The organism is Mesorhizobium sp. M0960 (genome assembly GCF_040319055.1).
GTDB lineage: Bacteria > Pseudomonadota > Alphaproteobacteria > Rhizobiales > Rhizobiaceae > Mesorhizobium.
The window spans coordinates 880,903-894,864 of the sequence record NZ_JAMYNN010000001.1 but is presented as its reverse complement, the minus strand read 5'-3'; the positions used below and the strand labels follow the sequence as shown (position 1 = coordinate 894,864).

Here is a 13,962-nt window from a genome sequence, read left to right as displayed (position 1 = left end):
GGGTAGCGAAGGCATGGCGAAGAAACCAACGACGACAAAAACGCTCGACAGCGACGTAGCCAGGGAACTCGAAAAGGCACTTGATATCGATCTGAGCGGCGATGCCGGCGGCGACTTCGACATCGCGGCATCCATGGAAGATCTGGAAGCGCAGATATCGCAAGCCGCCGACGAACTGGCGCGCGAAGGCCGCAGCCAGAACGAGGCGCCTGCCCCCGACCAGGCCCAGAATGCAGCACCCGCCGCCAATCAAAGCCAGAACCTAAATCCCGCGCCAAAAGCCAAGCCGGCTGAGTTGCGTCCTGTCGCAACGCGCAATGGCTCGCAGCCGCCAGCTTTCTCGCCGGCCAACGACGATCGTCAAAAAGACTATAAGACGCTCCTGCACACCCTCAACCGGCGCGCCTCGAACACGATCTATTGGGTCGTGGCTTTTGTTTCGCTGGCCTGGATCGCCGGCGCCGGTGGCCTCGCGAACCTGTTGTTCGGACCTGGCATCTGGAACATCCGCACCTTCGATCAGTTTTTCGCCCGTCCCGAGCTGATCGGCCTGGCGGTCGCGGCAATCGTGCCCGTCATCCTGTTCTGGGCATTCGCAGTGATGATTCGCCGCGCTCAGGAGATGCGCCTTGCCGCGCAGTCGATGACCGAGGTGGCCTTCCGTCTGGCCGAGCCGGAAAATCTTGCCCAGGATCGCGTCATGATGATCGGCCAAGCGGTTCGCCGCGAGGTGGCGGCCATGGGCGAAGGCATCGAACGCACGCTTGCGCGCGCCGTCGAGCTCGAAACGCTGGTTCACAGCGAGGTGAACCAGATCGAGCGCTCCTATTCGGAGAACGAGTCCCGCATCCGCTCGCTGGTCGACGGGCTGGGCAGCGAGCGCGAAGCGGTCGTCACCCATGCCGAGCGTGTGCGCGCCTCGATCACCGGTGCCCACGAGACGCTGAAGGACGAGATCAACGCCGCCAGCGATATCATTCGCGACAGCATTCTCAACGCCTCGACCAAGCTGTCGATGACGATCAACGAATCCGGCGACACGCTGATCGACAGGATCAACGGGAGCTCGATGTCGATCTTCGATTCGGTGGAAGGCCGGCTCGAATCGATCACCGACCGGCTGTCGACGTCGGGCGAGGCCTTCGCCAGCCTGCTCGACACCCGCATCGCCAAGCTGACGGACACCACCGATGGCCTGACGCGGTCGCTGACCGACCTGCTCGACGACCGCACGACCGGCATGGTGTCGCTGCTCGGCGGTGCCGCGCGCACACTCAATTCCGAATTCGAAGCCAGCCTCAACGGCATCGAGCGGACGCTTGCCGAACGTGGCCAGGCGCTGATCAGCGAGTTCCAGACCCGCGCCGAGGCGCTCGACACCGGTACGCAGAAGCTCAACGCCGCGCTGGAGGCTCGCGCACGCCAGATCAACGAGACGCTGGTCGAGCGCGCGCGCGAAATCGCCCACACCTTCCAGGATAGCAAGGAGACGCTGTCGGCGATGATCGATCAGGGCAAGACCCAGATCGGCGCCGACATGGCCGACATCATCTCATCGACCTCGACCATGCTCGAAGCCCGCGCCGGCGATTTCGCCGGGCGCATGGAAGCGGCGCGCCATGTCGTATCGCGATCGTTCGATACGGACATCCAGCGGCTTGCGGATGCTCGCGCCGGCATCGAGGAAGCCGTCGAAAACCACAGCCGCAAACTTTCCGAAAGCCGCGACCGGATGGCGGCGGCAATGCAGGCCGATCTGGCGAAGTTCGCCGAGGGCCGCGCCGAAATCGATGCGGCGGTGACCAACCAGGTGCAGAAGCTTGCCGAAGGCCGCGGCCTGATCTCGCGCGCCCTTGAAGAGGATCTGCGCAAGGTCAACGAATCGCGTGCAGCGATCGACGCTTCGCTGGGCAGCCATCTAGAAAGCCTTGAAGAGGGCCGCAACCGGCTCGCCCAGGCCTTGAACGAAGACTCTGGAAAACTCGTACAAGCCCGCACGATCATTGATGAAATGGTTGCCGGGCACGTCGGAAAGCTCGCCGAAGGCCGCAGCATTCTTTCGCGCGCGCTCGAGGCCGACCTCGGCAAGCTGGCAGACAGTCGCGCCAGCATCGACGGCCTTGTCGCCGGTCAAGTCGAAAAGATCGCCGAGGGTCGCGCCATACTCGCCAGTGCGCTGGAATCCGACATCGCCGGCATCAATGGCCTCATCGAGGCCCATTCGGCGAAATTGGCGCAAGACCGCAGCGGTCTTTCCCAGTCGCTCGAGAACGACCTGTCCGACATCAGAGGTCTGATCGCCGATCATTCGGGCAGGCTCGCCGATGATCGCAGCCTGCTTTCGAAGACGCTTGAAGACGATCTTGCCAAGCTGGCCGAAAGCCGGTCGAGCATCGACGGGCTGGTTGCCGGCCAGGTCGAGAAGCTTGCCGAAGGCCGCGATATCCTCAAGCGCGCGCTGGAATCGGACCTGAACGCGATCAAGGGCGTCATCGCTGGCCAGTCCGAAAAGCTGGCGGAAGACCGTGGCCAGCTGTCACGGGCACTGGAGAGCGACTTGGAGGCTGTGCGCGGCGTTGTCTCCGATCACATGAACAAGCTCGCGGAAGACCGTTCGACGCTGTCGAAGGCGCTCGAAGACGATCTCGCCAAGTTGGCCGAAAGCCGCTCGAGCATCGATGTGATGGTTGCCGGCCAGGTCGAAAAACTGGCAGAGGGCCGCGACATCCTCAAACGCGCTCTGGAAGCCGATCTGAGCACCGTCAAGGGCGTCATTGCCAGTCAATCCGAGAAGCTGGCGGAGGATCGCGGTCAGCTGTCGCGCGCACTGGAGACCGATCTCGAGACCGTGCGGGGCGTCGTCTCCGAACATATGAACAAGCTCGCCGAGGACCGTTCGGCCCTGTCGAAGGCGCTCGAGGACGATCTCGCCAGGCTGGCAGAAAGCCGGTCGAGCATCGACGGGCTGGTTTCCGGTCAGGTCGAGAAGCTGGCCGAGGGCCGCGACATCCTCAAGCGCGCGCTGGAAGACGATCTCGCCAAGCTGGCCGAAAGCCGCTCGAGCATCGACGGGCTGGTTTCCGGCCAGGTCGAGAAACTGGCCGAAGGCCGCGACATCCTCAAACGCGCTTTGGAGGCCGATCTCAACACGATCAGGGGCGCCATCGCCGACCAGTCGCAGCTATTAACCGACAATCGCGCACAGTTTTCGCGCGCCCTAGAGGCCGATCTCGGCAACGTCAACAGCCTTGTCGCTACCCACGCGGAGAAGCTCGTCCAGGACCGCTCGACCCTGTCGAAGGCGCTCGAGGACGATCTCGCCAAGCTGGCCGAAAGCCGCTCGAGCATCGATGGGCTGGTTGCCGGCCAGGTCGAGAAGCTTGCCGAAGGCCGCGACATCCTCAGGCGCGCTCTGGAAGCCGATCTGGAGAGGCTTGCATTGAGCCGCAGCGAGGTCGACGAGATTGTCGCCGGTCATGTCGGCAAGCTGACCGAGGGCCGCGACATGCTGACCCGCGCATTGCAGGACGATCTCTCCAGGCTCGCCGACACGCGCAAGGATGTCGACCGTTCGCTGTCCGGCCATATCGACCAGATCGCCGCCAGGAGCACCGACATCTCCGATGCCATCGCTGCCGACGTGGAAAAGATCGAGCAGGCGTTCAGCCGGCAGACAGGCATCATCGAGGAGCGCGCCAGCACCATGGAGCGGGCGCTGTCGACGGGTGTCGACAACGTTCGCAGTGTGCTCGAAAGAAGCGCGGTCTTCGTCGCCGGGGCGCTGCGCGAGAAGGTCATGGAAGTCACCAGCGCTCTGCATGAGCAGGCGGGCGCTGCATTCAGCGATGCCGACCGCAAGATCGCCGAGCGCGCCGAGCAGACCTCGGCCGCTCTGCTCGCCAGGGCGGAGGACATCGCCCGCACCTTCGAGGAGGCGGATCGTCGCCTCGCCGCCCGCGCCGAGGATACGTCGAGCGCACTGATTGCCCGCGCCGACGACACGTCGAACACCTTGCTCGCGCGCGCCCAGGAGACGGCCGATCAGCTGGCAACCCGAGCAAGTGAGATTGCCGGTACCTTCGACGCGGCGGACCACAGGCTGGTCTCTCGCGCCATCGAAACGGCCCAGTCGCTGGCTGCACGTGCCGGCGACATCTTGCGCAATTTCGAAACAGCTGACGAGCGGCTGGGCGTGCGCATCGGCGAATCCGCCGAAGCTCTCGCGGCACGTGCGTCGGATCTCGGCCGCATTTTCGATGCCGCCGACCAGCAACTTATTTCGCGCATTGCCGAAGGCTCCGAAGCACTTTCGGCACGTGCGTCCGAGATCGGCCGCATCTTCGAGGAGGCCGATCATCGCCTGGTGTCCCGTATCGCCGACAGCAGCACCGCAATCGGCGAACATGCCGACAACATTGTCGGTGCCTTCACCAGCACCGAGCAGCGGGTTGCCGAACGCGCCAGGCAGACTGGCCAGGAACTCGCCGTCCATGCCCGTGAAATCGAGCAGCTGCTTGCCGGTGCCGACGAACGCCTGGCCTCGAGTGCTGCCGCCACAGCGGCCCGCGTCGAGGAGCAGGTCGCCAGCGTCGAGAACCGCCTCGCCTACACTGCCGAGACAATGGGCCAAAAGCTCAACGAACAGGTCTCGAACGCCGAGGCGCAGTTAGTCTCGCGTGCCAACACGATCGCCGAAACCTTCACCGCGGTCGGCCAGCATATCGGCCAGAGCACCAACGACGCTGCAAAGACCATCGGTGCCAATACTCGCGAGCTCAGTACGATGCTTGCGGCACGTTCGGCCGAAATATCGAAAATCCTGGACGAGACGGCACGGCCTCTGGTCGAGCGCTTCGCCCAGGGCGGCTCCGAGCTGCAAAAGAGCATGGAAGAGGTCACCGAACGTGCGACAGAGAAGCTGCGCACTCAAAACGCCGCCCTCGTCGACGCCCTCGCCAGCCGCACGGCCGAAACTCTGTCGGCCGTCGAAGGCGCGCGCTCGACGCTTGCCGACAGCGTTGCCGACCTCATCGGCCGCATGACCGCCTCCAGCTCGCAGCTCGGTCAATTGATCGAGCAGGCGGCGACCAATCTCGGCCAGGTCGACGAACGCCTGACTGGGAGCACGCAAAGCTTCGCGGCGACCACGGAAAAGACCGCCCAGACTTTCGCCAGCTCGGCGCGCCTTGTCGATTCGAACACGACGCGGCTCACCGAGCTGTCGTCCTCGACCTTGCGCGAGGTTGCCTCTATCGCCACCAAGTTCGACGAGCACAGCCGGTTGCTGTCCAGCGCCTCGGATCTGCTGAGCTCGGCCCAGAGCAACCTCGAGCACACGCTCGAAAGGCAATCGTCGCTGGAGGACCTCGCCGTCGGCCTTGTTAAGAAGTCGGAAGATCTCGAACGGGTCATGCGCTCGTTCGAGAATCTGGTCGGCCAGACGCTGCAGAACGCCGAAGGCAAGACGCTGGAATCCGCCGACAAGATCCGTGCCGCGATTTCCGAAGTGGTCGATTCGGCTACCAAGCGCTTTGCCGATGCGACCGAGGAAATGCGGCGCACCGCCGGCTCGATCAAGAGCGAGCTCGACCTCACCCGAGCCGAGCTCAAGAAAGGCGTCATCGAGATGCCGGAAGAGGCAAAGGAATCAACCACGGCTATCCGCCGTGCCGTTTCCGAGCAGATCAACGCGCTGAAGGAACTTTCTGAAATCGTTGCCAAATCTGGCCGCAGCGCCGACAGTTCGGAACAGCGCAACCTGCGTCCGGCGCCGCAAGCGCCTGCCGCACGCGCCGCCGAGCCGCCACGCCGCCCGGCTCCGGCTCCGGAACAGCGCCATGCACCGCAGGCGCCTTCGGGCGAGACGGCGCTGCGCGGCACGCTCGACCTCGAACGTCCCGCAGACACAGCGCTGCGCCAGCGCGACCCCAACGGCCGCACGCCGCAAGGCGGCTGGGTGCGCGACCTCCTGACCGGTGCATCGCGCGAAGACGACGCCAAGCCGGCGGCGCCTGCCGAAGCGCCGCGCCCGGCTCCCGCTCCGCGTTCGCCGCTTCATGTCGTGGAATCGCTGAACTCGCTCTCCGTCGATATCGCCCGAGCCATCGATCACGATGCCTCGATCGAGCTGTGGAACCGATACCGGCGCGGCGAGCGCGACGTCTTCACGCGCCGTCTTTACACGCTGAAGGGCCAGCAGACGTTCGACGAGATCCGCCGCAAATATCAGTCGGAGGCGGAGTTCCGCGCTGCTGTCGATCGTTACTGCGACGATTTCGAAAAGCTGCTCAAAGACGTGTCGCGCAACGACCGCGACAACATCATGGCGCAGACCTACCTGACGTCGGATACCGGCAAGGTCTACACCATGCTGGCCCACGCCAGCGGCCGCTTGCATTGATCAGACGACAATGGAACATGAAAAAGGCGGGAAATTCCCGCCTTTTTCGCGCCGTGCTGATCTTGATCCTATCAACGCATGAAGCGACACCCCAGGATGCGTTCAAATGACGAGGCATCCTGCTCTATCTGTTGTTTAGCCGCATTTCTGCGGTGCCAACTAACACCATTGGGCAGAATGCTCTAGGGTCAAAAACCAAACACTCTGAACGACCGAATTCGACCCATTTTTGCCGTTCCGATATCGGGCCTCACCATCTCCAAGGCGGTACATTCACCCACTATTCGGCGAGAAAAATCTCGTTCCGATCAAAGCCGCCCTACTTCGTTGCAGCGGCTGCGGCTTCCCCCGGCGGCATAATCCGCATCATGAAAGCCGACACCGTTTCCCCGGGTTTGAACGGGCCGGGAACCTGATGGCTGACCGGCTTCACACTTTGGAGGAATGCCGCGATAGCCATGGCGTCATCCGCGGTGAGATGCGCAAAATCGCGCCAAGGCATGATCGGCGCCAGCATACGGCCGTCCGGCCGTTCGCCGGTCTGGATCGCGGTGACGATCTGCTCCGGGGTCCAGCTTCCGATACCGGTCTCCTTGTCAGGCGTGATATTGCGGGCGACAAAGACACCAAGACCAGGAATCTCGAAGCCCACATCTGAACCGCCAAGAAAGCGCGACATGTCGGGCTTCCCGAAGAAGTAACCGGGTGTGTGGCAGTCGCTGCAGCCGGCAATCGTAGCCAGATATTCGCCGCGCGCAATCTGTGTGTCGTCGGCCATGGCCGCGTAAGATGGCAGGGCAACAATTGACGCTGTCAAGAATGCAAGATGAATTAGTGTCCGAAACATTGCTTCCTCCCTGTGGTCTGTTCGTGGTTTGTCCGTCGACCTCCCGCGTCGTCAACTGGTCGCAATTCCCCGATTTGGCGACGTCGGGGACGTTAAATTTTAGCATGGCCAGGACGGATTACTATCAGCGATCAATTGGACCGTCGGCACTTGTCGTGTCCGGTTGAGCAACTGTTACGAAGCTCGCTAGCCGACGCACAACGCCTTCGCCTTCTTTGGCGCAACGTGCTCGTCCTGGCAGATGAGCCGAACGGCAACCTACCACCCATCTCGGCCATTGGGGCAGTCAGATGATTGAGTTTGATCCTAGCTGCGCCCGGCAGTTCCGGCCGCGTCAGATCACAGTGTCCGTCCAGCGGACGATTTGCCCGGCCGCATCACCGAACGCCGCGTCGAGCGCGCCGACATAGGCCTGGTTGCCGCTGCCCGAAACGGGCGCGATGGCGCTAAACGTCTTCGAAGCGCGCACTTCGCCGTTGCGGTCGTTCAACAGGCGCACGAACAGCTCGACCTCGGCATGTTGGCCGCCATCGACACGCACCTCGAACGAGCGGATCTCGACGATCACCTGATAGTCGATTGCCAGCCCCTCGCCCGGCTTACCGACGCCGGTGAAGCTGCCCGAGCGCTGGAACGTCTCTGCCAGCCGCGCTTGTACGATCATCGGCAGCCGGTCGGCCCATTGCGCGCCCTTGAGATACTGGATCGATCGCGGCGATGGCTTGATGACGATGTTCTGGCTGTCCAGCGCCTTGAGCGCCGACGGCTGGGCGATGAGGATCTGGCGACGGCTGTGGGCACGCGCTTCCAGCGACGGCGCCGAAAGCTCGAACGTGTCCAGCGGTGCCGGTCCGCCGCCAGGCAAGGCCGCGCAGCTTGCAAGCGCAAGCGCCAGCAACACCGCCCCGCTCTTCAACCCACTCGATCTGATGCTGCCTGAACTGATCGACTTCAAACGCGATCCCCCCCGGATCGTGGAAACAACGCGTATCTGCAAGCTATGTTCTTGCTGTGGGCGGAGGCCGAAGTCAACGGCGCACCCTGCCGTCGAACTGCCGGACCTCGCCCTCGCCGCCGGACAGGATCCGCTGCGGGTTGCGGCTCAGATCGGTTACCGCCTCCTCGATGCGGGTGATCGAACGACGGCTGTCCTGGACCAGCGCTTCGACGTTTTGCAGCCCCTGTCCCGAGAATCGCGCCAGATTGTCGGTGATGGTACCGAGACGGGCGTTCAGCGTGTCGGCGACCTGCTTGAACGATTTCAGCGTCGCTCTCGCGTCGGCCATGACGCCGTCGGCCTGGCCGGAGCCGAGCAGTTTGTCGACCTTGGCAAGAATACCGTCGACTCGCACCGAGGCATCGTTGAGGCGTCCTGCGAGCTGGTGCGCGTCTTTGATGGTTTCATCGATGTCGTCGGCTCGGTTGGCGAACTTGTTGGTCACCTTGGCGATGTCGGCGGCAGCCTCGTTGGCGTTTTCGCTGGCCTTCTGGATGTTGGCCAGCGCGGTGCGAACCTCAGCCGGATCGATGCCGTCGAGAACGCCGTCGACCTTGGCCAGCGTGCCTTGCGTCTTCTGGGCGAAGTCGTTGATCGAGCCGACCGCAGTGTCGACGTTCTTGATGACCGTGTCGAACTGCTTGCTGGTTTCCTTGAGGTTGGAAGTGACCGTGTCGACATTGGCGACGATGCTCTTGATCTGGTCCTTGTCGACGGCGTTGAGTAGCCCTTCCGCCGCCTTCAGAGTGCCGTCGAGCTTGCCCGAAACACCCTTCAATTCGTCCGCCAGCGAGCTGACGCTGGCCAGGAACTTGTCGACCCCGTCCGAATTCCTGGCCAGTGCATCGGAGAAGGTCTGGACATTGTTGACCGTCTGCGTCAGCGGCCCGCGAACGTCCTTGGTGAAGCCTTCGAGCTCCGAAAGGACCTTGTCGGCGCGGGTGAAGATGTTCTGCGCCGTCTGCAGCAGATTGGTGACCGCCGACGGGTTGGCAACGATCTCAGCGACACGGCCTTCCTTTTCCGCCTCGTCGAGGAGTTTTGGCTCCTTGGGGTCGGCGCCCTTGAGCTCGATATTGGCCTGCCCGGTGAGGCCGGCAAGCCCGATATCGGCCTGCGTCGACTTGGTGATCGGCGTATTGCGGTCTATTTCGGTGTCGGCGATGGCAGCGGTCGGATTGTCGACGTCGATATAGACACGGCGCACGTCGCCGACCTTGACGCCGTTGAACAGTACGAAGCTGCCACGGCCGAGTCCCGAAGCCGACCCTGGAATGCGCACGCGCAATATGGTCGTCTCACCCTTGTCGCCGATCGCCGCCGTCCAATAGACGAAAGCGAAAGCCGCGAGGATGGCGGCCAGCGTGAAAATGCCGACAATGACGTAGTTGGCCCTGGTTTCCATTGCTCACTTATGGCTATGCGCGCGCCGCAAGATCAAGTTGCCGGGCGCGTTTTCCGCGGAAATAGGATTTTACCCAGGGTTCCTCGCTCCTGAGCATGTCGTCGATCGTGCCCTCGACCAGCACTTTCTTTTTGCCAAGCACCGCCACGCGGTCGCACGCGGTAAACAGCGTGTCGAGATCGTGCGTGACCATATACACGGTCAAATCCATCGTATCGCGCAGCTTGACGACCAATTCGTCGAACTCAGCCGCGCTGATCGGGTCAAGGCCGGAAGTCGGTTCGTCGAGGAAGACGATATCCGGGTCGAGCGCCAGAGCGCGCGCCAGCGCAGCACGCTTGATCATGCCGCCGGAAAGCTCGGAAGGGAATTTCTGCGCCGCGTCCGGCGGCAGTCCGACCAGCTCGACCTTGAGCATGGCCAGTTCGTCCATCAGCTTCTTCGGCAAATCGAGATATTCGCGCATCGGCACCTGGACGTTTTCGAGGACGGTCAGCGCCGAAAAAAGCGCGCCGTGCTGGAACAGCACGCCAAGCCGCATGTCGATGCGAAGGCGCTCCCTTTCGCTTGCCTTCTCGACGTCGACGCCGAACAGTTTGATTGTTCCCGATTGCTTGCGCGTCAGGCCAAGGATGGTGCGCAAGAGAACAGATTTGCCGGCACCGGAGGCACCGACGAAGCCGAGAATCTCCCCGCGCCAGATGTCGAGCGACAATTTGTCGAGAACGACTTGGTCGGCGAACGACACCGTGACGTCGTGCGCCGACAGCACGATCTCGTCCTCTTTGGCTTTCTCCGCCACCTTGGTCGTGTTTGTGCCCGGCAGCGCCATGTCAGAACTCGATCGCTGCATAGAACATGGCGAAAAGCCCATCGAGGATAATGACCACGAAGATCGACTTCACCACTGAGGCGGTCACATGCTGGCCAAGCGATTCGGCGCTGCCGCCAACCTTCATGCCCTCGACCGAGGCAATTATGCCGATGATCATGGCCATGAAAGGCGCCTTGATCAGGCCGGCAAAGATGGTGCTGAGGTCGATTGCGACACGCAGCCGGTCAATGAACGCTGCCGGTGCAATATCGGAGTAGAGCCATGCAGCCAAAATGCCGCCGCCCAGCGCGGCAAAATTGGCGATGATCGTCAGGCAAGGTAGCGCGACGACCAGCGCGACCAGCCGCGGAAACACCAGCACGCCGATTGGATTGAGGCCAATCACTTTCAGCGCATCGACCTCCTCGCGCATCTTCATCGAGCCGATCTCGGCGGTGATCGCGCTACCGGAGCGGCCGGCGATCATGATCGCCGTCATCAGCACGCCGAGCTCGCGCAGGATCAGCACGCCGACCAGGTCGACGACGAAGATATCGGCGCCGAAATAGCTGAGCTGATAGGCGCCTTGCTGGGCGACGATCGCACCGACAATGGCCGACATCAGCACAACCACCGGTATGGCGCCAACGCCCATGCGATCGATCTGGTTGAAGATCGCCGCCATGTTGACGGCATGGCCGCGGCCAAGCTTCATCTGCGAGCCGCGTATCGTGGCGCCGAGGATGTTCATTGCGGCCAGGAAATCGTCGCGCATCTCATAAACGCGCCGGCCAACCGCCTCGAGCCCGCGAATGATGAAGTTGGGCGGCTTTGCCGGACCTGATTCGGGCTCGCGTCGAACGGCGTCCCCGACGGCGCCAAGCAGGATCGAGGCGATCTCGCTCTGCCCCTGCATCGTGATCTCGACGCCCTTCTTTTCGAAGCTGCTGACCAGGCGGTCGATCAGCCATGCTCCGGCAGTGTCCATCTTCTCGATTTGTGAGAGGTCGAGCGCCAGCGTCTTGAAGCCGCTGCGCTGCTCGATCTTGCGCATCTCGGCATCGACCAGCGCCACGGTGCGTGTCGTCCAGCTTCCCGAGAAAGCGCAGCCGAGAACGCCGCCCTCCTCGCCGATCGCGATGCGCGGCTGGTGGTCGGGCTCCTTGGCAGGGCCGCTTGCGTCGCGTTTGCGGATGGTCAACATGGCGTCCTGTTTAGCCTGACGGGGCCGACCTGTCGATTTGCCGATATCCTCCTTGTTGCACAGCCGGAGCAGAAAAATATGGCGCGTGTCATTTCGGTCGAGGCCGAGCGCTTTCCTATTGCCGGGACCTTCACCATTTCGCGCGGCTCGAAGACCGAGGCTGAGGTGATTTCCTGCGCCATCAGCGAAGACGGCCATACCGGGCGCGGCGAATGTGTCCCTTACAAGCGCTATGGCGAGACCGTGGAGGGTGTGCGCGACGCGATCGAGGCGATGCGCGGTGAGATCGCGGGCGGCATCAGCCGCACCGCCCTGCTCGGTGCCATGCCTGCGGGTGCGGCACGCAATGCCATCGATTGCGCGCTCTGGGACCTGGAATCGAAGATCAGCGGAACACCGGTGGCGCATATGATACGAACCGTTCCGTTACGGGCGCTTGAGACGGCGTACACACTGTCGCTCGCCGAGCCCGAGGCGATGGCGGCGCAAGCCCGCGCCAACGCCCAGCGCCCGCTGCTCAAGGTCAAGATCGGGGCGACAACGACATCGCCCGCATCCGTGCAGTGACGGCGGCGGCACCCGACAGCCGAATCATTCTTGACGCCAATGAGGGCTGGAATGACGACAATATCGGCGCAAACCTCGCCTTTGCCGCCGAGCACGGTATCGCCTTGATCGAACAGCCGCTGCGGGCGGGACATGACGGTATTCTTCGCCACATCGCGCATCCGGTGCCGATCTGCGCCGACGAAAGCGTGCACGAGGCGAAGGACCTCGACGCGCTTGTCGGCCTCTACGACGCCATCAACATCAAGCTCGACAAATCGGGTGGCCTGACCGCAGCACTCGTGCTTCGCGACCGCGCCCGCGAACTGGGTCTTGGCGTCATGGTCGGCTGCATGGTCGGCACATCGCTTGCGATGGCGCCGGCCGTGCTGTTGGCGCAGGATGCCGATTTCGTCGATCTCGACGGTCCGTTGCTGCTAGCCTGCGACCGCGTTCCAGGTCTCGTCTACCAAGGTTCGCTGGTGTCACCGCCCGAGCCAGCGCTGTGGGGCTGAACGCGCGGCAAGCCCGATCAGCGCCAGGCCCGTCAGGGCGATGGGGATCATCGCAAAGAAGCCATTCGCGCCGAAGCGATCGTAAAGAGGACCTGAAATCAGCGTTGCCACCGCCATGAAGAAGCCGTTGGAGAAATAGGCGATGCCTTGCGCCGCCCCGGTGCGTTCTTCCGCGATTGTCTCACCGATCATCTTTTGCAGGCCGATCAGCACCAGCGCCACCGAGACGGCGTGCAGTGTCTGGATCGCGAAGAACCCGCCAACGCCAAGCCCGAGCGGCCAGATCAGGGGGAAGGCAATCCAGCGCACGATCGCACCTATCCCGGCAATCAGCATGATCGAGACGACCGAGAAGGAGGCGAAAGCCCGGGTGAAGACGACGAACATGCATATCTCGGCGACGACGCCCCACCCCCACAGCAGCCCGACAACCGAATCGCTGATGCCGATCGACTTCCAGTAGATCGACACGAAGCCGTAGAGAAACGCGTGGCTGGCGGTGATGATGCCGACGCCGGTCGAAAAGTAGAGGAAGTACCGGTTGAGGAGTTTCGGTGCCGATTGCTGGATATCGGCGGCTGAAAGCGGCGAGGCGCGGCGCGGACGGCCGAGGCGCGGCGCGATCAGTCCGGCGGCTAGCGCGGCGCATAACGACACGAAGATGATCACCGGGACAGCCTGGGCACCGCTCGCCGACAGGATGAAGCCGCCGGCGAGATTGGCGCAGAGATAGGAGATCGAGCCCCATTTGCGCATGCCGGCGTAGTTCGAGCCGAAGCGGCGAACACCTGAAAGGGCGAGCGAATCGGCAATCGGCGAATGCGGCGTCCAGACGACCGTCAGCGCCAACGATACGGCAAGTACCATTGCGTAGGTTGGCGGCAGGAAGTAACCGGCCGACAGGATCAGCGATGCGGCGACCAGCGCGACATAGACATTGGCGCGGTCGCTCGCTTTGTCTGCCAGAGCGGTAAGAAAAGGCGTCGTCGCCACGCGCAGGAACATCGGCGCAGCGAGGATCACGGCTATCTGCTCGGCATGGAACCCCTTCGCCTGCAGCCAGAGCGGGAAATAGGGCACATGCGTTCCGAGCGGAACGAAGAGCGTGAAGAAGATCAAGCTCATGCGCAGTTCGAAATGGGGTGGCTTGACGAGCTGTTCGGGCGAAAGCGGCGGCAGCGAGGACATTAACAGGCGATCCGTCGGCACGGCATTCAGCCGGGTCGGCCCACCA

The 13,962-nt window shown here is 63.0% G+C and carries 7 protein-coding genes and 1 pseudogene; 2 read left to right on the top strand and 6 right to left on the bottom strand.

Annotated features, from left to right (window positions below; translation table 11 throughout):
* The first annotated feature begins 13 nt into the window (after positions 1 to 13).
* Complete coding sequence (locus tag NKH63_RS04405; protein ID WP_352482227.1) at positions 14 to 6,400, top strand: apolipoprotein A-IV repeat region-like domain-containing protein; 6,387 nt, start codon at positions 14 to 16, stop codon at positions 6,398 to 6,400.
* 319 nt (positions 6,401 to 6,719) lie between these two features.
* Here the strand turns inward: NKH63_RS04405 and NKH63_RS04400 are convergent, their stop codons facing one another.
* The 5 genes from NKH63_RS04400 to NKH63_RS04380 all read right to left on the bottom strand — a co-directional run bounded on the left by NKH63_RS04400 (position 6,720) and on the right by NKH63_RS04380 (position 11,667).
* Positions 6,720 to 7,247: a c-type cytochrome gene (locus tag NKH63_RS04400; RefSeq protein ID WP_502895844.1), complete on the bottom strand. Its 528-nt coding sequence runs from the start codon at positions 7,245 to 7,247 to the stop codon at positions 6,720 to 6,722.
* 334 nt (positions 7,248 to 7,581) lie between these two features.
* Positions 7,582 to 8,202 (bottom strand): ABC-type transport auxiliary lipoprotein family protein, encoded by a 621-nt coding sequence (locus NKH63_RS04395; RefSeq protein WP_502896293.1) that lies wholly within the window; start codon positions 8,200 to 8,202, stop codon positions 7,582 to 7,584.
* Positions 8,203 to 8,275: 73 nt separating this feature from the next.
* Positions 8,276 to 9,649, bottom strand: coding sequence for an MlaD family protein (locus NKH63_RS04390; protein ID WP_023720067.1), 1,374 nt, complete (start codon positions 9,647 to 9,649; stop codon positions 8,276 to 8,278).
* Positions 9,650 to 9,662: 13 nt separating this feature from the next.
* Positions 9,663 to 10,481, bottom strand: a complete 819-nt coding sequence (locus tag NKH63_RS04385; protein ID WP_023720068.1) for an ABC transporter ATP-binding protein — start codon at positions 10,479 to 10,481, stop codon at positions 9,663 to 9,665.
* A gap of 1 nt (position 10,482) precedes the next feature.
* The gene (locus NKH63_RS04380) at positions 10,483 to 11,667 is read right to left on the bottom strand and encodes an ABC transporter permease (protein ID WP_023720069.1); all 1,185 of its coding nucleotides are present in this window, start codon (positions 11,665 to 11,667) and stop codon (positions 10,483 to 10,485) included.
* A gap of 78 nt (positions 11,668 to 11,745) precedes the next feature.
* On the opposite strand from NKH63_RS04380, the pseudogene dgcA reads away from it, so the two are divergent.
* Positions 11,746 to 12,728 (top strand): annotated as a pseudogene (gene dgcA / locus NKH63_RS04375) (N-acetyl-D-Glu racemase DgcA).
* Here dgcA and NKH63_RS04370 read toward each other — a convergent pair.
* Positions 12,699 to 13,916: an MFS transporter gene (locus NKH63_RS04370; protein ID WP_352482223.1), complete on the bottom strand. Its 1,218-nt coding sequence runs from the start codon at positions 13,914 to 13,916 to the stop codon at positions 12,699 to 12,701. The pseudogene dgcA and the gene NKH63_RS04370 sit on opposite strands and share 30 nt — an antisense overlap.
* Positions 13,917 to 13,962: the final 46 nt, after the last annotated feature.